General features: G+C 39.1%; 22 protein-coding genes and 5 pseudogenes. 11 read left to right on the top strand and 16 right to left on the bottom strand.

What is annotated here, in order from left to right; all coding sequences use genetic code 11:
- Positions 1-3: 3 nt before the first annotated feature.
- Entirely contained in the window at positions 4-615 is a 612-nt protein-coding gene (locus ACLKL2_RS17390) for a replication initiation regulator SeqA (protein WP_413692609.1), read from the bottom strand.
- Positions 616-754: 139 nt separating this feature from the next.
- Here ACLKL2_RS17390 and ACLKL2_RS17385 point away from each other — a divergent pair, with 139 nt between their 5' ends.
- The 4 genes from ACLKL2_RS17385 to fur all read left to right on the top strand — a co-directional run bounded on the left by ACLKL2_RS17385 (position 755) and on the right by fur (position 3,430).
- A complete protein-coding gene (locus ACLKL2_RS17385; protein WP_413692608.1) occupies positions 755-1,540 on the top strand; it encodes an alpha/beta fold hydrolase in 786 nt (261 codons plus the stop codon).
- Between the two features lie 618 nt (positions 1,541-2,158).
- Positions 2,159-2,437, top strand: a complete 279-nt coding sequence (ybfE, locus tag ACLKL2_RS17380; RefSeq protein ID WP_113820484.1) for a LexA regulated protein — start codon at positions 2,159-2,161, stop codon at positions 2,435-2,437.
- Positions 2,438-2,447: 10 nt separating this feature from the next.
- A complete protein-coding gene (gene fldA, locus ACLKL2_RS17375; protein WP_113820483.1) occupies positions 2,448-2,975 on the top strand; it encodes a flavodoxin FldA in 528 nt (175 codons plus the stop codon).
- Between the two features lie 29 nt (positions 2,976-3,004).
- Positions 3,005-3,430: a ferric iron uptake transcriptional regulator gene (gene fur, locus ACLKL2_RS17370; protein WP_413692607.1), complete on the top strand. Its 426-nt coding sequence runs from the start codon at positions 3,005-3,007 to the stop codon at positions 3,428-3,430.
- Positions 3,431-3,550: 120 nt separating this feature from the next.
- Here the strand turns inward: fur and ACLKL2_RS17365 are convergent, their stop codons facing one another.
- The 7 genes and pseudogenes from ACLKL2_RS17365 to clcA form a co-directional block, all read right to left on the bottom strand.
- On the bottom strand, positions 3,551-4,513 hold the full coding sequence (locus tag ACLKL2_RS17365) for a TAXI family TRAP transporter solute-binding subunit (RefSeq protein WP_413692606.1): 963 nt from the start codon (positions 4,511-4,513) through the stop codon (positions 3,551-3,553).
- 77 nt (positions 4,514-4,590) lie between these two features.
- Positions 4,591-5,925: pseudogene (argA, locus tag ACLKL2_RS17360) on the bottom strand (amino-acid N-acetyltransferase).
- A gap of 129 nt (positions 5,926-6,054) precedes the next feature.
- Positions 6,055-6,342 carry a trimeric intracellular cation channel family protein gene (locus tag ACLKL2_RS17355; RefSeq protein WP_413694356.1) on the bottom strand — a complete coding sequence of 96 codons (288 nt, stop codon included), beginning with the start codon at positions 6,340-6,342 and terminating at the stop codon, positions 6,055-6,057.
- A 156-nt stretch (positions 6,343-6,498) separates the two neighbouring features.
- Positions 6,499-6,680, bottom strand: a pseudogene (locus tag ACLKL2_RS17350) (trimeric intracellular cation channel family protein); the annotation flags it as partial.
- A 275-nt stretch (positions 6,681-6,955) separates the two neighbouring features.
- The gene (gene erpA, locus ACLKL2_RS17345; protein ID WP_113820478.1) at positions 6,956-7,306 is read right to left on the bottom strand and encodes an iron-sulfur cluster insertion protein ErpA; all 351 of its coding nucleotides are present in this window, start codon (positions 7,304-7,306) and stop codon (positions 6,956-6,958) included.
- A gap of 90 nt (positions 7,307-7,396) precedes the next feature.
- Positions 7,397-8,107 carry a DUF6776 family protein gene (locus ACLKL2_RS17340; RefSeq protein WP_413692604.1) on the bottom strand — a complete coding sequence of 237 codons (711 nt, stop codon included), beginning with the start codon at positions 8,105-8,107 and terminating at the stop codon, positions 7,397-7,399.
- Between the two features lie 10 nt (positions 8,108-8,117).
- Positions 8,118-9,542: a H(+)/Cl(-) exchange transporter ClcA gene (gene clcA, locus ACLKL2_RS17335; RefSeq protein WP_413692603.1), complete on the bottom strand. Its 1,425-nt coding sequence runs from the start codon at positions 9,540-9,542 to the stop codon at positions 8,118-8,120.
- 210 nt (positions 9,543-9,752) lie between these two features.
- On the opposite strand from clcA, the gene hemL reads away from it, so the two are divergent.
- The 4 genes from hemL (at position 9,753) to rraB (ending at position 14,718) form a co-directional block, all read left to right on the top strand.
- Entirely contained in the window at positions 9,753-11,030 is a 1,278-nt protein-coding gene (gene hemL / locus ACLKL2_RS17330) for a glutamate-1-semialdehyde 2,1-aminomutase (RefSeq protein WP_413692602.1), read from the top strand.
- A 220-nt stretch (positions 11,031-11,250) separates the two neighbouring features.
- Positions 11,251-13,530: a DNA topoisomerase IV subunit A gene (parC, locus tag ACLKL2_RS17325; RefSeq protein WP_413692601.1), complete on the top strand. Its 2,280-nt coding sequence runs from the start codon at positions 11,251-11,253 to the stop codon at positions 13,528-13,530.
- A 3-nt stretch (positions 13,531-13,533) separates the two neighbouring features.
- A complete protein-coding gene (locus tag ACLKL2_RS17320) occupies positions 13,534-14,277 on the top strand; it encodes a 1-acylglycerol-3-phosphate O-acyltransferase (RefSeq protein WP_113820473.1) in 744 nt (247 codons plus the stop codon).
- A gap of 75 nt (positions 14,278-14,352) precedes the next feature.
- On the top strand, positions 14,353-14,718 hold the full coding sequence (gene rraB, locus ACLKL2_RS17315; protein WP_113820472.1) for a ribonuclease E inhibitor RraB: 366 nt from the start codon (positions 14,353-14,355) through the stop codon (positions 14,716-14,718).
- A gap of 76 nt (positions 14,719-14,794) precedes the next feature.
- Here rraB and ACLKL2_RS17310 read toward each other — a convergent pair.
- The 4 genes and pseudogenes from ACLKL2_RS17310 to ACLKL2_RS17295 form a co-directional block, all read right to left on the bottom strand.
- Positions 14,795-15,183, bottom strand: a pseudogene (locus tag ACLKL2_RS17310) (DUF2750 domain-containing protein).
- An 8-nt stretch (positions 15,184-15,191) separates the two neighbouring features.
- On the bottom strand, positions 15,192-15,455 hold the full coding sequence (gene ubiK, locus ACLKL2_RS17305; protein ID WP_113820470.1) for a ubiquinone biosynthesis accessory factor UbiK: 264 nt from the start codon (positions 15,453-15,455) through the stop codon (positions 15,192-15,194).
- 92 nt (positions 15,456-15,547) lie between these two features.
- The gene (ilvY, locus tag ACLKL2_RS17300) at positions 15,548-16,429 is read right to left on the bottom strand and encodes an HTH-type transcriptional activator IlvY (RefSeq protein WP_413692600.1); all 882 of its coding nucleotides are present in this window, start codon (positions 16,427-16,429) and stop codon (positions 15,548-15,550) included.
- Positions 16,419-17,300 carry a sulfurtransferase gene (locus tag ACLKL2_RS17295; protein ID WP_413692599.1) on the bottom strand — a complete coding sequence of 294 codons (882 nt, stop codon included), beginning with the start codon at positions 17,298-17,300 and terminating at the stop codon, positions 16,419-16,421. Before ACLKL2_RS17295 ends, ilvY begins: the two co-directional genes overlap by 11 nt.
- 303 nt (positions 17,301-17,603) lie before the next feature.
- On the opposite strand from ACLKL2_RS17295, the gene ilvC reads away from it, so the two are divergent.
- The 3 genes and pseudogenes from ilvC to ACLKL2_RS17280 all read left to right on the top strand — a co-directional run bounded on the left by ilvC (position 17,604) and on the right by ACLKL2_RS17280 (position 20,661).
- On the top strand, positions 17,604-19,088 hold the full coding sequence (gene ilvC, locus ACLKL2_RS17290) for a ketol-acid reductoisomerase (protein WP_113820467.1): 1,485 nt from the start codon (positions 17,604-17,606) through the stop codon (positions 19,086-19,088).
- A gap of 250 nt (positions 19,089-19,338) precedes the next feature.
- Positions 19,339-20,118: pseudogene (locus ACLKL2_RS17285) on the top strand (PAS domain-containing protein); the annotation flags it as partial.
- Between the two features lie 108 nt (positions 20,119-20,226).
- Positions 20,227-20,661 (top strand): methyl-accepting chemotaxis protein, encoded by a 435-nt coding sequence (locus ACLKL2_RS17280; protein ID WP_413694355.1) that lies wholly within the window; start codon positions 20,227-20,229, stop codon positions 20,659-20,661.
- An 80-nt stretch (positions 20,662-20,741) separates the two neighbouring features.
- Here the strand turns inward: ACLKL2_RS17280 and ACLKL2_RS17275 are convergent, their stop codons facing one another.
- The 4 genes and pseudogenes from ACLKL2_RS17275 to ACLKL2_RS17260 form a co-directional block, all read right to left on the bottom strand.
- Entirely contained in the window at positions 20,742-21,878 is a 1,137-nt protein-coding gene (locus ACLKL2_RS17275; protein ID WP_413692598.1) for a sensor histidine kinase, read from the bottom strand.
- A 337-nt stretch (positions 21,879-22,215) separates the two neighbouring features.
- Positions 22,216-22,952: pseudogene (locus ACLKL2_RS17270) on the bottom strand (response regulator transcription factor).
- Positions 22,953-23,019: 67 nt separating this feature from the next.
- The gene (locus ACLKL2_RS17265; protein ID WP_413692597.1) at positions 23,020-23,733 is read right to left on the bottom strand and encodes a spondin domain-containing protein; all 714 of its coding nucleotides are present in this window, start codon (positions 23,731-23,733) and stop codon (positions 23,020-23,022) included.
- Between the two features lie 8 nt (positions 23,734-23,741).
- Positions 23,742-24,416 carry a spondin domain-containing protein gene (locus ACLKL2_RS17260; RefSeq protein WP_413692596.1) on the bottom strand — a complete coding sequence of 225 codons (675 nt, stop codon included), beginning with the start codon at positions 24,414-24,416 and terminating at the stop codon, positions 23,742-23,744.
- Between the last annotated feature and the right edge of the window lie 192 nt (positions 24,417-24,608).

Genomic DNA, 24,608 nt, shown 5'->3' with positions numbered 1-24,608 from the left:
AAATTAAATTTCTTCTTTTATCCGTCCGATCAAGTGATGTGGGTAACCCATTGATGCCATCATTTGTGTCAGAATAATACGTTTACGTCCTGTATTCGCATTGGTGATCACCCAGTACGGTGTATTAGGAATGGTTCTTGGTTTACTTGCTTTAAACTGGGCTAACTCCTCTTCATTATCCGAGTTTAATAACTCTTCAAGTTGTGTCCCTAAGTAAGCGCGGGTACGTCCTTTGGTGGTTTCAGCAGCCTCAATAAACTCTGCTTTTTTCTCAAAGTACATGGTGGTTAGCATCATCATAAATTTATTAGTGATCACGGTTTCCGCTTTAAAAGCAGGATCACTAAATAACTCTTTGACACCTTTATGAACATACAAGGCTTCTGGTTGATTGTTTAGTGTTTCTGCTGGCTTCTCTTTTTCACTAGATGTTGCAGTGATTTCCACAACTTCTGCAACTTCAGGTTGAACAGGCTTCACTTCTACTTCAACAGAAGTGCTTTCTTTCGGTAGCGCCAATAAACGACGAAGAATTTGCGAGGGAGTTTCGCCGAAAGCTTCAATATTGTTTAAAATATGCTTATATAGGTCATCTTCTATTTCAATCGTCTTCATTATATCCCCATGACATGACTTATTTATCCATCAAAACACCATTAATCTGCGTAATAAGTACGCTGTCATTAGGTTCAGCTTTAATGCATAATTTGTTATTCTTTAACACTTTATTTATTTTTACTTAAAATGAGCCGTTATGCTACTAAATTACCAATTAAAACCATCTACTCGTGACCAATCACCAGATAAAAAACAGGTTATTTTTTTAATTCATGGCTTATTTGGTAGTTTGTCTAATCTCTCAGGGTTAGGAAAAGAGCTACAAAGCGATTACGACGTTATCCTAGTTGATGTAAGAAATCATGGGCAAAGCGAACGCAATAGTTCCATGAGTTACCCACAAATGGCCAATGATATTTTTGAATTAGCCGACCATTTGCAAATTGAGCAGTTCTCGATTTTAGGGCATTCCATGGGCGGGAAAATAGCCATGAGTTGTGCATTAGCACAGCCACAACGTATCCAACGTTTAATTGTGGCAGATATTGCTCCCACTTCACATGCAGATAAACACAGTGATGTGTTTGCCGGATTAAAAGCAGTGAAAGCCTCTAATGTACAAAGCAGAACAGCTGCTGATAAAGTATTAGCTGATTATGTTGAAACACCAGAGATCAGACAGTTCCTGTTAAAGTCTTATCAACGCACAGCTGAGGGTTTCCAGTTTGTTTATGACTTGGAAAATTTATACAACAATTACGCCTCGATTATTGATTGGCCAGAGCAAAGCAACACCTATACAAGCCCAACCTTGTTCATTAAAGGTGAATTGTCTGATTACATTGAAGAAGCCAGCCAGCCGGCAATAGTTGCTCTCTTTCCAAATGCGAAATTAAAAGTGATTAACGCAACAGGACATTGGTTACATGCAGAAAAACCAAAAACCTTCAACCGCTTGGCGATTAACTTTTTTGCTCAATAAATCACCATTTTAAGAACATATTTATCTATTTTAGATGGCATCTGATGTCGATACCCGTTATCATTCGGGGTGCAAAATTCAAGCAAGTCAAAAACTCAGTTTTCTAGGTGACAATGTGTGACCTAGAAACCGAAATGGACTTTCTAATCTTGATACTGACCATAAGGTCGGGTCAGGGTTAACTAGAGGATTAACTAAAATTAATCGCTCAAAAACAACTAAAATGTTTGCCTCAACACTTGCTATGCAAGTCGTTAGTTCAAAAACCAACTTACTACTATAATTAACGTAAAGGTGTTATCACCTTAGGTTGTATTATATGTTGAACACAGTTCCGGCAGTGTTTATGGGTGAGTAGAAACGGGCGTGTATACATTTTTAAAACAGTTAAAATAAGGTTGTAAGAATAATCCCAGTAATCAATTAAATTGGGATATTCGGCACTGACTTAACAGCATTAGCTATAATCAGTTAAGTAGTGATTTTGAGTTGTATTGGCTTTATTGCAAAAGCAATGATTGAAATTGTGTGGGTGAATTCAGGCATTGGTTAAAAAATTAAATTCAATGATTGTATTGTTAGGTAAGTGTAGTTAAGTAAGAATTGTTAGGTAACAAAATGGCAAAGGAATCATTTGATCGCATTACTAGCGATCTATTTGCAAACGAGGTACGCCGAGGCAGACCTAAAAGTAATCCTCATTCGCGTCAAGTTCAGCTGAAAATAAACAAGCAGAAACAGACGTTAAGAGATAAACAAAACGGTTTAAAAAGAATCGAATTAAAAGTAGATAGTGCATTATTTGATAAACTTAATGCGTTATCAGATACACAATCAATAAGCCGTGCAGAGTTAATTAATCAACTACTTCACGCACAGTTAAATCAAATAAATTAAGGTATAAAGTATGTCTAGCGTAGGTATTTTCTTTGGTAGCGATACAGGTAACACTGAAGCTGTTGCAAAAATGATACAAAAAGAATTAGGTAACAAATTAGTCGAAGTAAAAGATATTGCCAAAAGTAGCAAAGAAGATATCGCTGAATTCAGCCTTATTTTATTTGGAATTCCTACTTGGTACTATGGTGAAGCACAATGTGATTGGGATGATTTTTTCCCAGATTTAGAGGATATCGACTTTACTGATAAGTTAGTTGCTATCTTTGGTTGTGGTGATCAAGAAGACTATGCAGAGTACTTTTTAGACGCAATGGGACAATTAGGCGATATAGTTGAAAGTAAAGGTGCTATTATTGTTGGTAACTGGTCATCTGAAGGTTATGACTTTGAAGCATCAAAAGCGATGGTTGATGATAATCACTTTATTGGTTTAGGGATTGATGAAGATCGTCAACCTGAACTAACAGCATCACGTGTGAAAGCATGGTCAGAACAAATTTATAATGAAATGTGCTTAGCAGAACTAGCTGACTAAATTCACCATACAAGTATTTAGGACATAACATGAGTAATGAAAATTTAGCCCTTAAAGAAGCAGGTTTAAAAGTAACATCACCACGTTTAAAGATTTTAAGTTTATTACAACTACCAGAAAATCAACATTTAAGCGCAGAAGATCTGTATAAAAAATTACTAGATCAAGGTGATGAAGTGGGTGTAGCCACTGTTTACCGTGTATTAAACCAATTTGATGATGCAGGGATAGTTACTCGTCACCATTTTGAAGGCGGAAAATCAGTATTTGAATTAACGCATAAAGAGCATCACGACCATTTAGTTTGTCTAAAATGTGGTGAGGTGATTGAATTTAATGATCCAATCATTGAAGAGCGTCAAATGCTAATCGCTGAGAAATTTGGTATCAAACTAACCAACCACAGTTTATATCTTTACGGTGAGCCAATAGATGGTGAGTGTAAGCATAAATAGTGGTCACTTCAGTTGAGTTGTTTTCATTGGTAAAACAGTTCAACTAGTTAATGACTTGATATTGCCCCCGCAAAAAGCCTGTTTTATAACAGGTTTTTTTATACCTATTGCTTTCTGCTTTTATGGTAATAAGCCAACCTCTTTATAATAACGAAGTGCCCCAGGATGAATCGGCGCCGTAAGATATTGCGATACCATTTCCTGCTTTGTTAAACCTTTAAAAGAGGGATGTAATTGAATAAATTCTTGGTGGTGTTCAAATACTGCTTTGACCATTTCATAGGCAATATGATCAGGTAAATTCGCAGTCGTTACAATCGTCGCCCCAACGCCAAAGGTGTTAGTTTGCTCTGGGCTACCGCGGTACATACCAGCCGCTATATTGGCACTCTCATAGTAAGCATGGTTTTTAATAAGCGTCGATATTTTTTCACCAGTAACATTAACCAGCTGCGTCTTACAGGCACTAGTGGCTTCTTTTATAGAGCTATTAGGGTGCCCAACAACATACACGATAGCATCTATTTTATTATCACAAATCGCTTGGGCTTGTTCACTAGGTGTTAAAGAGGTCAGCTCAGCAAAGTCTGATGCTTGCCAATGATAAAGGTCCAATAACATTTCCATGGTGGCTCGTTGCCCTGAATTAGCAGCTCCAATGTTAACGCGCTTTCCCTTTAAGTCTTCAAAGTTATGAATATCCGCATCTTCTCTGGCTAATACCGTAAAGGGTTCGGAATGCACTGAGAAGAGAGAGCGAAGCTCAGTAAACTTCCCCTCATCTTTAAATAAAGAGCTGCCATTATAGACATGAAATTGCCAATCAGACTGCACCACTACAACATCAATTTTTTTATTCTTTAACGCTTCTAAATTATAGATAGAGCCCGGTGTGCTTTTAATATCGCAATGGATATTATCAACACCTCTGACTTGATTCAGTAAAAAGCAGATAGCCCCACCGGTTGGATAATACACACCACTAATGCCACCCGTGCCTATTGATACATATTTATCTTTAGCAAGCGCAACAGAGGATGAGGCGATAAGTATCAAGCCTACCGCTAGAGTATGAATTAACAAGGAGGAACCTTTCAATAAGCCGTTATGTTTATTTAGCTTATTAAAGAAAATCCCTTTTAGTGTGGCACTGGTTTTAATCATATTATTTTTTTAACAAGCACCTTAGAGTTACGCTTCAGGTTATACATCTCTTTTTTAGCGTTCGGTAAATGATTTATCTCAGCAAACACAAAACCGCGCTCTCTAAACCAATGAATACTTTGTGTGGTTAAAACAAAAATAGATTCTAAGCCTAACTGTCGAGCTCTTCGTTCTACATGCGCGACTAAGTTATCGGCACGCGCCGCTCTACGGTATTTAGGGTGGCTCACTAAACAAGCTAACTCCTAGGTTTTATCATCTGGGAATGGATATAAAGCAGCACAGCCGATCACCATGCCGTCTCGCTCTACGATAAAGAAAGATTCAATCTCATTCTCTAATAGTTCACGAGAGCGTTTAACCAATATCCCCTGCTTTTCAAGAGGTTCAATTAATTGCAACAAACCACCAATATCATCAATGGTCGCTGGACGTATTTGCTCATAACTCTCTTTCACTATTTGCGAGCCGGTACCATCACGAGTAAACAGTTCTTTTAATAAAGCCCCATCTTGATGGTAGCTGAGAAGATGGCAACGTGTTACATCTGCTTGGCAAGCAGCAACAGCGGCACGTAAAAAACGTAAAGTCCCCGATGCTTGTCCTGATAATAGTTCGTTTCTATCAATATGTTCTTGCGCTTGTTCAGGCAATAGCTCTGAAATAACATTGCCCTGTTCATCTAACACACCTTGGTTAGAGCAGAAGCCAATGAGTTTGTCGGCTTTTAAATCAATGGCAACTTGTGTCGCAACCTCCTCCGCTAACAGGTTAAATACCTCGCCAGTTACCGAATAACCAATAGGAGAAATAATCGGAATTGCACCAGAAGATAGCTGAGTACGTAAGCCTTCAACATCAATACGTCTAACCTTGCCTGCATGACACAAGTCGATGCCATCTTTAACACCAATAGGTTGTGCTGTGACAACATTGCTGATCACAGTGCGAATCGCGGCACCTTGCATAGGAGAGTTCACCAGCCCCATTGATAAACCAGCCTGTAACTCTATCTGTACTCGCCCGATTGCTTGTTTGATTAATTCTAAGCTGCGATCATCGGTGATTCGAACATCTTGATAGAACTCACTGCTGTGACCATTCATCTCTAGCTGTTTTTGAATTTGCGGACGGACACCGTGCACTAACACCAACTTAACGCCTAAGCTATTAAGTAGTGCAATATCATTGATAATATATTGAAAGTTATCTGTTTCTAATGCTTCACCACCAATCATTAACACAAAGGTTTTATGACGATGCGCATTAATATATGGCGCTGAATTACGAAACCAATTAATCAGTTGTGTTGAATTTGTTACTGCTTCCATTTCCCTACCTATTAATCACAACAATTGACAATTCATACTAGACGATAGAGTTTATCAATTAGAAGTTTATGTTTGCAAAACAATTGTTTAAAGAATGTTAAATAAACGAGAAAATACCAATAATGCCTTTTATGCTTCCCTATCATTACTGAACACAGGCAATGATAAATGGTAATAAATAGCACACAGTCTTAAGGATAAAGTACCTAGCATAGCAATCGCCATGGAGAAAATAGGCCCTAATGCAATATAGTCACATAACACATATAACGTCGCCCCTAAAATAGAGGCGGTTGCGTAAATCTCCTTTTGCAATACAAAGGGGATTTGTCCACTTAAAATATCTCGAATCATGCCCCCTACAACACCTGTAATACAGCCCATGACGATAGCAACCGGACCACTAAAACCTAACATCAAGGCTTTTTGCGCACCAACAATGGTGAATATAGCGAGACCAAAGGCATCAAAAATAGGTAACAGATACGCTGGAAAACGATGGATTCGATGCAACCATAACACACTCACTAAAGCGCTTAGGAGAATCACGTAAATATAAGTATTATCAACAATCCAAAATACTGGTGTTGCGCCCATCATCATATCACGTAGCGTACCACCACCAATACCAGTAACCCCGCTAATACGGTAATACCAAAAGGATCCATTCGTAACCTGGTCGCCACTAATACACCAGAAATAGCACAGGTTATAACCCCGATTAAATCTGAAATATAGATGAAGTTTTCTAACATATGATTGTTAATTCCTAGGTAAATATAAGTTAATTTTCACGCATGTTATAACAAATAGAATACCAATCACACTAAATAACTTGTGGTGATTATATTACGCTGTTTGGCTCATAAAAATAGTCCCAGCAGAAGACAGAAATAGTGGTATTTGATTGATAAATACTAATTAGCATTAAGAGGTTATAATAAAGCTGGTTGAATGGGGAATTGGTACTTACTTTATAGGGGAGATAAAATAAGTACCAATTTAATAATGGCTAATAATAGCCATTATTTTAAATAGAGAATGATGAACCACAACCACAGGTTGATGTTGCATTAGGATTATTTACTAGGAAACGAGAGCCTTCTAACCCATCTACAAAGTCAACGGTACCGCCTACTAAGTATTGTAAACTCATTGGATCAACCGCTAAAGTCACTCCACAGTTTTCAATTAAGGTGTCATCGTCATTAATTTTTTCATCGAAAGTAAAGCCATATGAAAAACCAGAACAGCCACCACCAGTTACATACACTCGTAACTTAAGATCAGGATTATTATCTTCTGCAATCAATGTTTTTACTCGATTTGCTGCGCTATCACTGAAATAAATCGGTAATGCCATTTCTACTTCACTTGTCATTTAACTTTGTAATCCTATTAATGTGCCCAAGGCTATTATCTAATGCTTGACTAGTTTGTTCAAGTATTAGCAGCGGTTTATCTATGCTAGTTATTCCGATTGAGTCGCTAATTCTTCTAAAGAAGTCGCACCATCTTCAATAAAGTTCTTCCAATCGTATACTTTTTCAATACGTTGCGAACGACTCCATTTTGACGCTTTAGCTTCAGCGACCACAAAAATTTGCTCAACTGTTGCTTGTTCAGGCAAGGTAAAACTGCCTTTGAGGTGCTGGAAGTACTTAAACTTAAAAGCAGAATCAAAATTGGTATTCAGATCTTTTAAGCTGATTTTCTGATCGCCATCGGCACTAGCAAAGGTGATTTCAACTTTGCCATTTAATTCATGTCGCCCTTTTTGGCCTTGCATTAATACCACTTCAAATAACCAAGTCCCCTGCTCTTCACCAGCAGTAACATCAAAGGAGTAGATATTAAGCCCTGCTTTTGACAGTTCAGGCGCCACCACTTGCTCATAAAAATACAGCTTGTTGTTGCTTGCATCTAAGGCATTATTCAACGTAAGATTTTCTTTTTCTAATACGCTATGCACTTGTTTTTCAGAGTTATAATCTGCTTGTATTAGGTTAAGACGCTCAGTGAGTTGAGTATTCTCTAAGGTCAGGCTTTCTACATCTAAGGCTAATGATTGCACCTTATGTTGTAGAATATCCTGCTTAAACTTACCCACCATAAAGCCAAAATAGATACAGATCAGGCTGATCAACAACCATTTTAAAAAGCTTATTTTCAATTGCTTCATCACTGTCTTCTTACTTATCCTGCTTGGCGTATTTACCAGAAACACGTCCCATCGCTTTATCTGTTGCTTCTTGACGTTTAGCACGCATAGCTAGTTTTAAGGTTCTTTCTAATAATTGCGTATAGATAGGTCGTCCACCTAATGTTTGAGCCACCATGGTAGCCCCTAAACAGGTCACAATTAATGGCAGAATCATTTCATAGTTACTGGTCATCTCAATAACCAATAATATTCCCGTAATAGGAGCACGTACTGTTGCAGCAAATAGCCCGCCCATACCAGCAATCGCAAATGCACCAGGCTCAGTGATTAAATCAGGGAATAAAGCTTGAGCAATAACCCCAAACAACATACCAAATAATGTGCCTAAAGCCAGTGTTGGAGCAAATACACCACCCGGTGCGCCTGAACCAAAACTGATTAAAGTGGTAAAAGTACGTACTAAGAATAGAAGTAATAATCCACCGGCTAAGAAGTGCCCACCTTCAACATGTGGTATCAACTCAATACCACTAAAGGCAACATCTGGCGCAACAATCGATAACGCCCCAAAGATAGCGCCAAGGAATGCACCAATGCCAACAAAATACCAGCGACGACCTTTGTGGATAGAAAGATAAATATCCTGCGTAGCTAGAATCATTTTATTAAAATAGATGCCAATAACACCAAAGCAGAAACCTAAAATAAGGTAAAAACCCAGTGTATGTAAATCGGGATGAGAGTATTGAGTAACGGTTACCACCGCGTCTTGATCTGTAAATAGACGCATCACTATGGTCGCCATCACCGCACTTAAGAAGACACTTTTAGTAGAGGTTAAACTATAATTAAACTGCGAACGCATCTCTTCGATAACAAACATAATACCAGCCAGTGGTGCATTAAAAGCAGCCGCTAATCCACCCGCAGCACCTGCCGCTAGTAACGCTTGTGCATCCACTTTATTCACTTTAAATAGATCTGAAATCATACGCCCGACATTGGCGCCCAGTTGCACCGACGGCCCTTCTCGCCCCAGCGCCATACCACTGCCTAAGGCTAACAAACCACCCAAAAATTTGACTGGGATAACGCGTCTCCAACGTACTGGACGCATTCCTTCCATGGCACCTTCAATTTCTGGAATACCACTACCGCCCGCTTCAGGGGCAAAACGATGAGTAATGTAGAAAGCCGTGGCGGCCATGATCGAGGAAACAGGAATAGCAATTAACCAAAGGGGAATATCACCTTCACCATAACGATGAATAAAGTCTAAGCGCATTTCAGAGACTAAAATAATACCATGGTCAAATAAAGCAGAAACACTACCAGCAAGTAACCCGATAAAAACAGATAACCAAATTAATAACGCACTACTTTTACGGGTAAAGAAACGATCAATGAAACTTTTAATTCCATTAACAAACACAATGGGCACTGCTATTTTCATAATTGCGATACAACCTAAAGCAAAAAAGCGGTAAAAAACCAGTATTATAAAAAGAATAGTCACTCGTAGACTTATTCCTGCCATGTTAGCAAAGATTTTACAAAGAAACCCTGTTAAAAAGCACTGATCTAACTACTTTCTCAGTTGCATCTTGTTTTTTCATGGGTATATTGCTGTTTTAATCATTTTAAAAATCATTAATGGGAAATTATGAGCAAATCATCAGAGTTATTTAATCGAGCACAATCTATTATTCCTGGTGGCGTAAACTCGCCGGTTCGCGCATTTAATGGCGTTGGTGGCGGCCCATTATTTATACAAAAAGCACAAGATGCTTATATCTATGATGTTGATGATAAACAATATATTGACTATGTTGGCTCATGGGGCCCAATGATCTTAGGGCATAACCACCCTGCGATTAAACAAGCTGTGATTGAGGCAGCAGAAAATGGATTAAGTTTCGGCGCACCCACTGAAATTGAAATCACCATGGCTGAAAAAGTGCAGCAACTAGTTCCTTCTATGCAACAAGTGCGTATGGTGAGTTCAGGTACAGAAGCAACCATGAGTGCAATTCGTCTTGCCCGTGGTTACACTAATCGCGATAAAATCTTAAAGTTTGAAGGTTGTTACCATGGTCACGCTGATTCTTTGTTAGTAAAAGCAGGCTCAGGCGCACTAACTTTAGGCCAACCAAGCTCGCCAGGAATCCCAGCTGATTTTGCAAAACACACATTAACCGCGAACTTTAATGACCTTGCTTCGGTTAGAGCTTTATTTGAAGAATACCCAGAGCAGATTGCTTGTATCATCGTTGAACCAGTAGCAGGTAACATGAACTGTATTCCTCCAGTGGAAGGTTTCCTGGAAGGCTTACGTGACATTTGTGACCAATACCAAGCACTGTTAATCTTTGATGAAGTAATGACAGGTTTTCGTGTTGCATTAGGTGGTGCACAAGCCCATTACAGTATCAAACCAGACCTAACCACACTTGGTAAAGTGATTGGTGGCGGTATGCCTGTGGGTGCTTTTGGCGGTAGTCATAAAGTGATGCAATTTATCGCACCAACTGGCCCTGTTTATCAAGCGGGTACTTTGTCGGGTAACCCGATTGCCATGCATGCTGGCTTAGCGTCATTAACCGCACTTGATTCACCTGAATATAAACAACTAGCAATCAAAACGAAACAACTAGCCGAAGGCCTTAAACAAGCTGCTAAAGAGGTAGGCATTCCATTAAGCATTAACTACGCGGGTGGTATGTTTGGTTTCTTCTTTACGGAAGAAGCTGAAGTGACTAACTTCCAACAAGTGTGTGCTTGTGATGTAGAACGATTTAAAAAATTCTTCCACCTAATGTTAGAAGAAGGTGTTTACCTAGCACCTTCAGCTTTTGAAGCGGGCTTCTTATCGTTAGCACATACAGACCAAGATATTAGCAATACCATTGCCGCTGCTAAAAAAGCTTTTGCACAACTATAAATTTTAAAGAAATACCAAAGCAGATTATTCACTCATACAAGTACAGTGATTAATCTGCTTTTAACCACTAAAAAGTCACCTCTTTCTTACCTTCACCGTTGTTTTAAAGCAAAAAACACCATATTTCATCCACACAAATTCATTTCTATTTCTGTCTTGCAATACAACTACTGTATACTCTACCTTTAACTAGTTATTTTTAATTACAGGGTTGTAAAATATGAGTGAAGTCATAGACATGAGTTTAGAAGGCATTGAGCAACTATCGCTCGCTAAATTTACTGAAGATGCCTACCTTAACTACTCCATGTATGTGATCATGGATCGTGCCTTACCGCATATCAGTGACGGTTTAAAACCTGTTCAACGACGTATCGTGTATGCGATGTCTGAATTGGGGTTATCTGCTTTAGCCAAATATAAAAAATCAGCACGTACCGTAGGTGACGTATTAGGTAAATACCACCCACATGGTGACAGTGCCTGTTATGAGGCCATGGTATTAATGGCTCAACCTTTCTCATACCGTTACCCATTGATTGATGGTCAAGGCAACTGGGGTGCTCCCGACGATCCGAAATCATTCGCAGCAATGCGTTATACGGAATCGCGTTTATCTGCCTTTTCAGAATTACTGTTATCAGAGATTGGACAAGGAACTACCGATTGGAAGCCTAACTTTGATGGTACGTTAAAAGAGCCTGAATTATTACCTGCACGTTTACCACACATTCTATTGAACGGGATCACAGGTATTGCTGTTGGTATGGCAACCGATATTCCGCCGCATAATGCGCGTGAAGTAGCTGAAGCTTGTCTACACCTAATCGACAATCCCAAAGCACAACTTGAAGACTTGATGGAATTTGTGCAAGGCCCAGATTACCCTACTGAGGCCGAGATCATTACTCCACGTAAAGAGATTATCAATATCTACAAAACCGGTCGTGGTAGCTTTAAAAGCCGTGCCGTATTTGCCGTAGAAAATGGCGAGATAGTGGTAACAGCATTACCTCATCGAGTGTCTGGCGGTAAAATATTAAAAGATATCGCGAAACAGATGCAGGATAAAAAACTGCCGATGGTGGCAGATTTACGTGATGAATCTGACCATGAAAACCCAACTCGCTTAGTTATCATTCCTCGCTCAAATCGTATTGATATCGAAGCATTAATGAATCATCTATTTGCTTCTACTGATTTAGAAGTTAGCCATAAAGTTAACTTAAACATGCTAGGGCTAAACCAACGTCCAAGCGTGAAAGGATTAGTAACGATTCTGAGTGAATGGCTAGTGTATCGTCGTAATACCGTACGTCGCCGTTTACAACATCGTTTAGATAAAATCCTTGCACGCGTACATATTTTAGAAGGTTTATTAATCGCCTACTTAAATATTGATGAAGTGATTGAAATCATCCGTACTTACGATGATGCAAAAGCAGAATTGATATCACGCTATGACTTATCTGAAACACAAGCACACGCTATTTTAGAAATTAAATTACGTCAATTAGCTAAGCTTGAAGAGATTCAAATCCGTGGTGAAATGGCTGAACTATCGGAAGAGCAGAAGAAATTAGAGTTATTGCTCGGTTCAGACCGTCGCCTTAATACCCTAGTGAAAAAAGAGATCAAAGCTGACGCTGATAAATACGGGGATGATCGCCGCTCTCCTATGGTGGAAAGAGAAGAAGCTAAAGCTTTAACTGAAAAAGAATTAATGCCAAGCGAGTCGGTAACCGTCGTATTATCAACCCAAGGCTGGGTGCGAAGTGCAAAAGGTCATGATGTTGACCCACAAGCTTTAAGTTTTAAAGCCGGTGATGAGTACTTAACCAGCTGCCAAGGTAAGAGTAATCAAAGTTGTTTGTTTATTGATACATCCGGTCGAGTATATTCGCTTGATGCGCATTCATTACCTTCAGCACGTACTCAAGGTGAACCACTTACTGGTCGCTTTAATCAAAATGAAAACGTGCCTTTTGCCTGTGTATTAATGGGTGATGAAACAGATCGTTATATCATCAGCAGTGACCATGGTTATGGTTTTATTGCTAATCTAAGCGACATTAATAGCCGTAACAAAAATGGTAAAGCGTTAATCAACTTAACCACTAACGCACAGCTTATCGCACCACAGAAACTATCTAATAATAAAGATGATTTGTGTTTAACTATTAGTAATGAAGGCCGTATGTTGATCTTCCCTGTTGCTAGCCTACCAAGTTTAAGCAAAGGTAAAGGCAACAAGATGATTAACATCATGACAGCAAAAGCGACTAAACGAGAAGAGTTTGTTACTATGCTGAAAATTATATCACCAGAGAGTGCAGTCACCCTTCATGCAGGGAAACGCAAGCTCACCCTTAAACCAAATGATTTGGCCCATTATCAAGGTGAGCGTGGTCGTCGCGGTAATAAATTACCACGTGGATTGCAGCGCGTTGATAATATTGAAATCATCACCTCTGAACCTGAACAAGAAGAGAATTCATAAACTATGTTATTTATTATCAGAGCAATTTTAATTATTGCTGTCGTTATTTTAATGAGCGTGTACTCACTGTTTTACTGCATTTTGAGTCCACGTAACCCTAAAAATACTTACCACTTTGCTATGCTATTTAGCAAAATGTCACGTTTAGTGGGCTTAAAAGTCACCATTAGAATACCTGAAAGTGCTAAAAATAATGGCTCAGTGGTGTATATTGCAAATCACCAAAATAACTACGATATGGTAACCACTACGGGTGCTGTTCAACCTGGCTCAGTTACTATTGGTAAAAAGAGCTTAGTGTTAGTGCCTTTCTTTGGCATTATCTACTGGTTAACCGGTAACATCTTAATTGACCGAGATAATAAAGATAAATCAAAAAACACCATTACTGACGTGGTTAATCAGATGCGTGCAAAAGACCTAGCGGTATGGATTTTCCCAGAGGGAACCCGTAGCCGAGGTCGTGGTTTAATGCCATTTAAAATGGGGGCTTTCCATACGGCACTGCAAGCGGGTGTTAACGTAGTACCTACCGTTATTTCAAACACACATGATCAAGTTAAACTAAATCGTTGGGACAACGGTGAAGTAATTGTTGAGATGTTAGAGCCGATTGATATTACTCAATACAAAAAACGTGAAATTCGCCGTTTAATGAATGACTCTCATGAGATAATGCTAGCGAAATACAAACAACTTAATAAAGAAGTTAACCGCCCAGATAACAACCCAGGTTGTTGCGATTAACTAAAACGTACAGATACGAGTGGCTGGCAATAGGTCTACGCCACAACCGTAAACCTTGATATAGAAGAGATAAACATGTCAGAAGAACTTACATTTGAAGAGCTATTAGCCGAGTTTGCTGAAGAGACTGCCGATATTGTAGAAGCCGTGTTGGAAGATGGTAGTAACCCAGATGCAATTTATATGATCGAACACCACCTTTCTTGCGACAACTTTGATGTCCTAGAGAAAGCCGCTGTTGCGTGTTTTAAAAAGGGTTATGAAGTAACCGACCCAGAAGAATTAGAGTTAGAAGATGGTTCAATCATTTTAAGTTTTGACGTGGTAGTTGAAATGAATCTTGATGAAGAAGCGATTTATGAAGATGTGGAAAGACTACTGACATTAGCACAATCTTTTGGTATCGATTACGACGGCTGGGGCACTTACCCAGAAGAGTAATATCGATTATTACTATCGCTGATATAAAAAAACCAAGCTAATAGCTTGGTTTTTTTATATATAATACTAAATAGAGTTATTCTGCTTCAGCAGTTTCAACCTCTTTTTGTTGAAAGTTTTCCACTAACGCATTTTTAAGTACCATTGCTTCAATTTCTAAACCACACAACTCTTGGTCCCAGTTAACGCCTGCAAACACTTGTTGTTTTTGCATGCCATCTAACCAAGATTCAAAAAAACGTCCAATGCGATACTTTGTACTTGGTAGTCAGCCCACTCTTCATTTTGTAATTTAGCCGCTTGTTTTGCATCAGACCAAAAAAGATAAACGGCAGTCGCGTCTTTATTATCATGTGCATGGCAGTTTGCCCAACCTTGGTTTTCATCAAATAAACCAAATAACTCACCTTGCTCGGCAACTTGCTCAACAAATAGCTCAGCATTCTTTAAATATTGTTCTTTCATTCTACTCTCTACTTGTCTTCGCTTGATGCATCTAATTTCTTTTCTAACTCAGCAAATTTTGCTTCCATTGCATTAAGTTTTTCACGAGTGCGAAGTAATACTTGTGTTTGTACATCAAACTCTTCACGGCTTACCATATCTAGTTTGCCTAACTGTGCTTGTAACACTTGTTTGATTTTACGATCAATTTCATTACCAAAGCTTTTTACACCTTCAGGCATTGCGTCACTTACTTGCTTTGCGATTTCTTCTAACTTCTGTGGATTTAACATAAAAAGCTCCTTCAATTATTAACGCATTGTAAACCTCACCCCGAATAAATTCTATGGGAATATAAACAAACTTGGTTTTAGTTAGGAAATGATTAAGCTTCTACGCAATTTAAAAAGGCTTCGATTAAAGGTTCATTTAATCGATTTTTATAACAACATACACCTAGATTAAAAGAAGCTAACTCTCCGTCATAAGACAAACTTTGTACACGGTCTCGCACTGGACTATTTTCCACTACCACATCAGGTGCAACACCAACCCCACAACCAAGTGCAACCATGCTAATTAACGCCTCATGCCCGGCCACTTTGGCATAAATATGTGGTTTACCTACTTTATTAGAGCGAAACCAAGTATCAAAACGGCGTCTGATAGCACCGTGCTCAGGCAAGATAAAGGGGATATGTTTCCAATCAACCGGTGAATGAGTAATTAATTTAGTCACTGCACAAGGAATTGTTGGGGCAATTAATGACAAAGGAATTTCAGCCAAAGGAATAAAATGCATTCGGTTAGGAAAATTATCAGGGTAAGCGGTGATTGCAAAGTCCACCTGATGTTGCATCACTTGTTCAATAGCCACCGCGCTGTCACCGGTAGTCAGCTTAATATCGACATGTGGATGGTTACGTCTAAAACGTTCTAATATTGGTGGTAAATGACTGTAAGCAGCAGTTACTGAGCAATATAGATTAATCTCACCTTCTAATTCATTGGTGTCTTTTAAAATAGAGTGCTTTAATAATTCCCATTGCTCAATTTGCTGTAGTGCAAATTGCTTAAACGCCACACCCGCATCGGTTAATACAACAGAGCGATTATCACGAATTAATAAACTCGCCCCTAACTCATCCTCTAAACGCTGAATTAAACGACTTAACGTAGAGGGGCTAACGTGCATCGCCAATGCGGTTTTAGAGAAATGCAGGCTTTGACTTAAATGCACAAAAATTTGTAGTGATTTAGTGTCCATGACTAGTACTTTGTTTTGATTGTACTACAGGCAGGGTTTGATTCGCGCCCCACTCGCTCCAGGATCCATCATAAACACTTAATGCATCGTACCCCGCTAACTTAGCGGCTAAGGCAAGAATGCAGGCAGTTACACCTGAACCACAACTAAATACCATGCGCTGTTTTTGTGGCATTAATGCTTCAAATATTTGTGCTAGTTGATAGGCATTTTTCATGGTTTGGTTATGTAGCACTTCGCTGATCGGTAAATTAATTGCCGTTGGCATATGACCAGATCGCAACCCTTTACGTGCCTCAGGTACTTCCCCTAAAAAGCGATTTCTTGCTCTCGCATCAATGATTGCCACTTGTTTATCTTCTATAGCATCAACCACTTGCTCGGTATCACTGATTAAGTCGGCATGATAAACCGCTTTAAAATCTCCTTGATGAGCTACTTTTTGTGGTGGTTGAATATTCAAAGGTAATCCCGCCTCTTTCCATGCAGGTAAACCACCATCTAATACTGCCACATGGTTGAAGCCCATGGTTTTAAACATCCACCAAACACGCGGACTAGAGAAAATCCCTAAACTATCATAAACCACAATCACGCTATTATTGTTGATACCTAGTAGCTGAGCAGATAATTCAAAATGTTGTGGGGTAGGCATCATATGTGGAAAAGCTGACTCTTGATCACAAACTTCACGATCAAAATCAAAAAATTGCGCGTTATCGATACGTTCATTTAACCATTCTTGATAACCGTTACGTTGCGTTAATGGCATGTGCCAACTGGCATCTAGCAAGATTAAATCGGGGTGGTCTCTATGTTCTGCTAACCATTGGCTAGAGACTAACTCTCCTGGCAACACCAGTGAAGGCATATAAACTCCTTTTTATACAATAAGTTAACAAATAAAGACAATAGTAAGTGGACCATTAAAAAAATACATCATAATCGCAAAATAACCTTCATGATATCGTGATGCTCACATTTGTATGATAAAAGTAAGATTCACTTCACTAAATGCAATACTGCCATTGTATCATTTCATTTAACGCAACGTAACATTGCTAATATATCATTTTGCGCAATACTCGATATGCGTTATAGTGACTCCCGAATTCAAATGACCCCTTATTAAAATGTCATTTCCCCTATTAATTTATTTCGGAGTGCAGCTAACATGGCTAACTACTTTAATACTCTTCCTCTACGTGAGAAGTTACATCAACTAGGTCAATGTCGTTTTATGGATCGCAGCGAATTTGCTGACGGTTGTGAAGCATTAAAAGGCAAAAAAGTAGTTATCATCGGTTGTGGTGCGCAAGGTCTTAACCAAGGTCTTAACATGCGTGACTCAGGTCTTGACGTTTCTTACACATTACGTGCTGAAGCAATCGCTGAAAAACGTCAATCTTGGAAAAATGCAACTGAAAATGGTTTCACAGTTGGTACTTACGAAGAGCTAATTCCACAAGCTGACTTACTATGTAACCTAACTCCTGACAAACAACACACAGCGGTTGTTGGTGCAGTAATGCCATTAATGAAAGAAGGTTCTACACTAGCTTACTCTCACGGTTTCAACATCGTTGAAGAAGGTATGCAAGTACGTGAAGATATCACTGTTATCATGTGTGCACCTAAATGTCCTGGTTCTGAAGTACGTGAAGAATACAAACGTGGTTTCGGTGTACCAACACTAATCGCTGTTCACCCTGCAAATGACCCACAAAACCACGGTTTAGCATGGGCTAAAGCATACGCATCTGCTACTGGTGGTGACCGTGCTGGTGTTCTTATGTCTTCTTTTGTTGCTGAAGTTAAATCTGACCTGATGGGTGAGCAAACTATCTTATGTGGTATGTTACAAACTGGCGCAATCTTAGGTTTTGAAAAAATGGTTGCTGACGGTCTTGAGCCAGCATACGCTTCAAAACTAATTCAATACGGTTGGGAAACTGTAACTGAAGGTCTTAAATACGGCGGTATCACTAACATGATGGATCGTCTATCTAACCCTGCTAAAATCAAAGCATTCGATATGTCTTTAGAACTTAAAGATATCCTACGTCCGCTATTCAACAAGCACATGGATGACATCATTGAAGGTGAATTCTCTGCAACTATGATGGCTGATTGGGCTAACGATGACGTTAACCTACTAAAATGGCGTGCAGCAACAGCTGAAACTGGTTTCGAAAAACAACCAGCTGGTGACATGGAAATCGATGAGCAAGAATTCTACGACCACGGTATCTTCCTAGTAGCAATGATCAAAGCAGGTGTTGAACTTGCATTTGAAGCAATGACTGCATCAGGTATCATCGAAGAGTCTGCATACTACGAGTCTCTACATGAAACGCCACTAATCGCTAACACCATCGCTCGTAAGAAACTTTACGAAATGAACGTTGTTATCTCTGATACAGCTGAGTACGGTTGTTACCTATTTGACCACGCTGCAAAACCACTACTTGCAGACTTCGTTAAAGCAATGAACCCTGAGTTCCTAGGTAAAGCATTAACAGTTAAATCTAACTCTGTTGATAACGCTCGCTTAATCGAAATCAACGAAGAGATTCGTAACCACCCAGTAGAAATCGTAGGTAAGAAATTACGCGGTTACATGAAGGACATGAAAACTATCGTTGAAGCATCTAACTAATTTTTAGTTAATTAGCTTTAAGATATTATAAGCCAAGCATTTAGCTTGGCTTTTTTGTGTCTGTTATAAAGTAGAGAAATTACGTACGTGATGAAAACACGAAAGATATGAAAACTATCTTTTAAATAAATTCATTTATCCCCCTCTAAAACACTAATTTATCATCATTTAATTACCACTTTTTAATTAAATTAACTACACTCTTATCCATAGTGTATTTTTTATAAACAACTTTTTAGAGAGCAAGTACATGTTTAAGAGCAAAGCATTAAAGGAAGAAAATAAAAAACTTCAGGACGAACTATTTATTCTTAAACAGGTTGGCCAGAGCCTTAAAGAAGATATGATTCATTTTGCGTTGGATAAAAGCGGGAAGATAACAGCTATCAACGATATGACAGAAACGGAGTTAGGTTTCAAGATCAATGACATTGAAGGCAAACATTTCACAGAAATGGTACCAGAACACTACCGAGATACAGCCCATTTTAAGGCTTTAAAAGCAGCATTACTCTCAGGTAATAGTTGGCACGGCGCAGTGCAAGCAGATAAAAGCAATGGGGAATTAACTTGGCTTAGATCCATAATTGAACCGATTGTAGATGAGCAAAATAATTTAGCTTCATTTGTGGTTTTCTGTACTGAATTAACACGTACTATCGAACACTCACGTCAACAACAAGACACATTAGCGGCTATAAATCGCTCTATGTCTACTATTGAGTTTACACCTACCGGCGAAGTGATCACAGCCAACAGTAACTTTTTACAAGGCATGGGTTATCGCCTAGATGAGATTCAAGGGCAGCATCACCGTATGTTCTGTGACCCTGTAGAAACAAGCACTGATGAGTACCGTCTATTCTGGGAAAAACTAGGCAGTGGTGAAGCGGTCTCTAACCGCTTTAAACGCATTGATAGTGGTGGTCGAGAAATCTGGTTAGAAGCGTCCTATAATCCAATTCATAATGACCGTGGTGAACTCTATAAAATCATTAAATTTGCGACCTTAATTACCTCACAAATAGAGCAGGAACAAGCCGCCATTGAAGCCTCACAAATAGCTCACCAAGTCTCAGGTGAAACACAGGATCAATCGGAGAAGTGTAAAGGCATTATTCAAGATACCATCAATGGTATGCAGCAGTTAACGGAGCAAATGGAAAAAGTCAGTGAAAACATTAAGTTTTTAAATGTGCATTCAGAACATATTAGTAACCTAGCAGGCAGTGTAAAAGGCATTGCAGAACAAACTAATTTATTAGCACTTAATGCTGCGATTGAAGCTGCTAGAGCCGGTGAACAAGGCCGTGGTTTTGCAGTGGTTGCTGATGAAGTAAGAAGCCTAGCCTCACGCACCAACACCACCACTGAAGAGATCAGTAAAGTGGTCAACGATAACGTGCAACAAATGGCAGAGGCCGTGAGTTTAATAGACCAATGTAAAAGAGAAGTAAGCAATGCTCTAGAGTTTTCAACAGAAGCTGGTATCACTATGGAAGATATACAAAATGGTGCAACACGAGTGGTTGAAGCCATTGAGCACTTCAATGAAAATGTTCGTGTTAAGTAAAAATCATCAATAAAAAAACAGTGCTTACGGCAAATGTAAACGTAAGCACTGGTAGGAAAGTGACATGCTTAAAGGGGGAGTTAGCTTCTGTTTAGGCAAAAATGAAAAGAAGTACCTTTGCCGATTTGGCTTTCTACACGAATCTCAGAGTGTAATAAACGTAATAACTTTTGGGTGATTGCTAACCCTAAACCACCATGTTCTTTTTTATCGAAGATGGCATTACTTGCACGGTAACGTGCATCAAAGATATAAGCTAATTCATGCTCATGAATCCCAGTTCCATTATCCCTGACCGTAAGGTGTAACTTGTTGTTATCCTCTTCGTTCACTGCAATACTGATACAACCGCCCTGATGGCTATGACGAATGGCATTATCAATCAAGTTACTTAACACTCGCTCCAATTTACCAATATCCGTGTACACCATATAGTCACAATGCTCAGGGGCAATGTTTAGCTTCAATTGTTTATCTTGCAAACGATGTTGAAACTTAGCCACAATATCATGCAACAATTCAGGTAACGGGAAGGTTTCTAATTGTAAAGTAACCTGCCCACCATCTAGATGTGCTAATTCAAAAATTTGATCCACCAGCTTTTTTAATTGATTGGCATTTTTAAACGCTATGTCAATAAAGCGCAGATGTTGTTCTTTATCTAAAGCATCACCACGTAACTGAATGGTTTCTAAGTAACCTTGTAAAGCCGCCAAGGGTGTACGTAAGTCGTGAGAAAGATCCGTTAACATCTCTCTTCTGGTTTTATCAATGGATTGCAGTTGTACAAATTGATAATTAATTTGTTCAGCCATCTCATTAAAGGCATCACCGAGTTCATGGATCTCGTTATGTTTTGCAGCAGGCCACTGTTGCAACTCTACTTTGTTCTTTTCAAATCCGGCTTTTTTAAAAGCACGGATATTATTGGTCAACTGTTTTAAAGGATTAGTTAAAATACGTAATAAGATGATCGATACTAAAAAGAAAGCGACCACCACAGCTAATATAAAAATAACCGATTGCGAGCGCAGTAAATCAGACTCTACATCAGCAAAAGCGGAGTCATAGGCTTGACCGCCAATGATCACATATAAATACCCTTGTAGGTTTTCATCGTTATAAATAGGTGCCGCAGAGAATATTTTCTGCTGATTACTATCACGAGGATCATCACCATAAATAGGCAATGATTTTTTACGATTGATAAAATCCACTAAGGGTGCCACATTAATCTGTTGGCGCTTTATTGCACTCTTTTCAGCAGAGTAGCTAACTAATTGGCCACTTGGAGAAATAAAATAAAATTCAAAACTAGGCCCTAAAATCATTAAGCTATGAAACAGGTTTTTAAGCGCACCTTTGTCATAAACCCCCTCTTTTAATAATGGGTTATCGTGACCTAAATGTTCAGCAAGTTCTAGATGAAGACGCTGCTCCGCTTCGTGATGAGAGCTTTTTCTAAAGTCTTAGACCACCAAGAAACTACACAGGTGATGGCAATAAACAGCAGTACTAAAGCTAGAGTCATGCGTTGATAAAGGGACACCTTCATTAAGCGACACCTTCCGGACTAAACTTATAACCCACACCAAAAACGGTTTGGATGATATGTGGGAATACTTTGTTATTTGAATTAGGTTGACCAGCCACTAACTTGTTACGAAGACGATTAATATGTGAATTTACAGTGTGCTCATAACCACTATGCTGATAACCCCACACTTTATCCAATAGTTGTGTACGTGAGAATACTTGCCCGGGTGTTGAGCCATAAAGCTCAATAGGTCAAATTCAGTGGAGGTTAACTCTAAACTCTGTTCACGCAACACCACTTCATGGGTGCGCTGGTTAATCATTAATTGGCCATGACAAATAACGCTGTTATCGGCTACCGGCTCTTGAGTTTGGTTATTTTGTAAAAGATGAACACGGCGTAGTAAGGCATGTACACGTGCTTGTAACTCTCTTACGCTGAAGGGTTTCGCCATATAATCATCGGCCCCTAACTCTAAGCCTAGGACACGATCTAATTCTGAGGTTCTTGCGGTAAGCATTAAGATTGCTTGAGCAGGTTTACTCTCTCTGACTTTACGACAAACATCTAAACCACTACAACCAGGTAAATTCAGGTCTAACATTAATAATGAGTAATCATTTTCTAAAGCTTGTTTAATCGCATCTTCGCCATTATCACAATGTGTTACTGCTAAACCAAGGTCCTCCATATTCACCTTTATTAACTCTGCAATGTCTTGGTCATCTTCTACGATTAAAATACTATCTGCCATTTTCAACTCTCTAAGAAAGAGACTTATTGAAGGTTAAAGCGGTCAACAATCAATAAGTCACACTAGTTTACCTGGTACGAGTGATGGTAACTGACATAACAGGGTTATCGAATTTTTGTTGGTAAGTTAACGCTGATGTAGTTAAACCATCATCACTACTCACAATCCCTGGGTGCATTGTCACTATATCTATATCATCTCGTTCAGCATTAAAGGCTTCGCCAGCAGTCCCATCCGAAGAGGCTGCGTTAGAAGCTGGACCTGGTACAGTATCAGCCGTTTCTGTGTTTGCTTCAGTACCTGCATCATAAGCCACTGTTTGGTAGGTGACTGAATCATTCAGCGCTAAATCTGTTAAGTCCACTTGGTTAAGACCGGTGAAAGCATCATTACTATTTCCTAACATGCTAACAAATGACAAATATTTTACATTATCGGTGTAACTCACTGTAATTGAGGTAGATGTACCATAGGTAATACCGCCACTAGCACTCGCTGAACTGAGAATAAAGCTAGTGTCACTTAATATTTCACTCGCATCCCCTGATTCTGCTAATAGCTCTAGTGCCTCAGAAGCAGATTCACCAACGGTAAACAGCGCGCCAGTATCGTGTAACAGTAATGATGGTGGTGAAATAGGCTGACCATTGGTTAGGTTCTTTAATACCACTTCATACTCTACGGGTGTTTCAATTATAGTCACTGTATCAGAGTCATCATTACATGCTGCTAATGCTAACCCGCCAAGGGTTGCTATAGTGACTTTAGCAAATTTACTCATAAAGCCTCCTATTTAACAACAACAGTCAATTTAGCAACAGGGTTTAACCAACGATGTGAACTATTGTCTAAATCACTAATGCCACCTTCCGCATCATCATCCCCCACAACACCAGGGTGAATATGCACAGTTGCATTGCTGATTTCTGTTGTCACACCTGAACCGCCTGAACCTGCATCACCACCAGGAAAGGCTGGGATACTTGCCGCTAATTCATCATTGACTTCTGTTCCTGCATCATAAGCATTCAAGAAAACAGTGTAAGTACCGGCTTCACTTGGGATCTCCCAGCTATCTAAACCAATAAAGGCATCATTGGTTGGAAGCATCATAGCGGCAACAGATAGGTAATCGTTACCACTTGAATTACTTAATACAAAACTAGTGGATTCACCTGATGCTAATAAACCACCAGCAGGATTTTCAATAACATCTGCACCCGCATTACCTAAGATACTACTTACACCAGAGATATCACCACCTTCTGCTAACTCCTCTAACTCGGCTGTTGCCGCTGTGGTGGTTTCAAAGATTTCAGTCGCTGAATCATGTGCGCCCGCAATAATTGGAGTGAAATAGATATTATGCGTTAAGTTAGTGACAGTAACCGTTAAATCTTGTGCTTGAGTGGTTGCCGAAAATAGCCCCAAAAGTCCAGCCGTAATAAAATGCTTGTTTGTCATGTTGAAACTCCCTTTTATCTTAAGTTAAGTGTGCTTAGTTGATGAAGAGAGTATGGCGAGTAGATATCACGAACTTATCACGCAATATTCACTATTTTGTTGTGAAATATTCGCATTCTTATACTTTGATCAAACTAATTGATAAACAGGTAATTATTTCTAATAAGTAGGTGAAATGCTTCCTTTCTTAGC

Origin of the sequence: Psychromonas sp. KJ10-2 (assembly GCF_047323255.1) — a bacterium.
Taxonomy (GTDB): Bacteria; Pseudomonadota; Gammaproteobacteria; order Enterobacterales; family Psychromonadaceae; genus Psychromonas.
The sequence above is the reverse complement of the archived record's forward strand: the minus strand, read 5'-3'. Positions and strand labels throughout refer to the sequence as shown.

What these genes read in the sequence shown, in the direction of transcription:
- ACLKL2_RS17390 (WP_413692609.1), bottom strand. Translation starts at nt 615, where the DNA reads ATGAAGACGATTGAAATAGAAGATGACCTATATAAGCATATTTTAAAC.
- ACLKL2_RS17385 (WP_413692608.1), top strand. Translation starts at nt 755, where the DNA reads ATGCTACTAAATTACCAATTAAAACCATCTACTCGTGACCAATCACCA.
- ybfE (WP_113820484.1), top strand. Translation starts at nt 2,159, where the DNA reads ATGGCAAAGGAATCATTTGATCGCATTACTAGCGATCTATTTGCAAAC.
- fldA (WP_113820483.1), top strand. Translation starts at nt 2,448, where the DNA reads ATGTCTAGCGTAGGTATTTTCTTTGGTAGCGATACAGGTAACACTGAA.
- fur (WP_413692607.1), top strand. Translation starts at nt 3,005, where the DNA reads ATGAGTAATGAAAATTTAGCCCTTAAAGAAGCAGGTTTAAAAGTAACA.
- ACLKL2_RS17355 (WP_413694356.1), bottom strand. Translation starts at nt 6,342, where the DNA reads ATGTTAGGTTTTAGTGGTCCGGTTGCTATCGTCATGGGCTGTATTACA.
- erpA (WP_113820478.1), bottom strand. Translation starts at nt 7,306, where the DNA reads ATGACAAGTGAAGTAGAAATGGCATTACCGATTTATTTCAGTGATAGC.
- ACLKL2_RS17340 (WP_413692604.1), bottom strand. Translation starts at nt 8,107, where the DNA reads ATGAAGCAATTGAAAATAAGCTTTTTAAAATGGTTGTTGATCAGCCTG.
- clcA (WP_413692603.1), bottom strand. Translation starts at nt 9,542, where the DNA reads ATGAAAATAGCAGTGCCCATTGTGTTTGTTAATGGAATTAAAAGTTTC.
- hemL (WP_413692602.1), top strand. Translation starts at nt 9,753, where the DNA reads ATGAGCAAATCATCAGAGTTATTTAATCGAGCACAATCTATTATTCCT.
- parC (WP_413692601.1), top strand. Translation starts at nt 11,251, where the DNA reads ATGAGTGAAGTCATAGACATGAGTTTAGAAGGCATTGAGCAACTATCG.
- ACLKL2_RS17320 (WP_113820473.1), top strand. Translation starts at nt 13,534, where the DNA reads ATGTTATTTATTATCAGAGCAATTTTAATTATTGCTGTCGTTATTTTA.
- rraB (WP_113820472.1), top strand. Translation starts at nt 14,353, where the DNA reads ATGTCAGAAGAACTTACATTTGAAGAGCTATTAGCCGAGTTTGCTGAA.
- ubiK (WP_113820470.1), bottom strand. Translation starts at nt 15,455, where the DNA reads ATGTTAAATCCACAGAAGTTAGAAGAAATCGCAAAGCAAGTAAGTGAC.
- ilvY (WP_413692600.1), bottom strand. Translation starts at nt 16,429, where the DNA reads ATGGACACTAAATCACTACAAATTTTTGTGCATTTAAGTCAAAGCCTG.
- ACLKL2_RS17295 (WP_413692599.1), bottom strand. Translation starts at nt 17,300, where the DNA reads ATGCCTTCACTGGTGTTGCCAGGAGAGTTAGTCTCTAGCCAATGGTTA.
- ilvC (WP_113820467.1), top strand. Translation starts at nt 17,604, where the DNA reads ATGGCTAACTACTTTAATACTCTTCCTCTACGTGAGAAGTTACATCAA.
- ACLKL2_RS17280 (WP_413694355.1), top strand. Translation starts at nt 20,227, where the DNA reads ATGCAGCAGTTAACGGAGCAAATGGAAAAAGTCAGTGAAAACATTAAG.
- ACLKL2_RS17265 (WP_413692597.1), bottom strand. Translation starts at nt 23,733, where the DNA reads ATGAGTAAATTTGCTAAAGTCACTATAGCAACCCTTGGCGGGTTAGCA.
- ACLKL2_RS17260 (WP_413692596.1), bottom strand. Translation starts at nt 24,416, where the DNA reads ATGACAAACAAGCATTTTATTACGGCTGGACTTTTGGGGCTATTTTCG.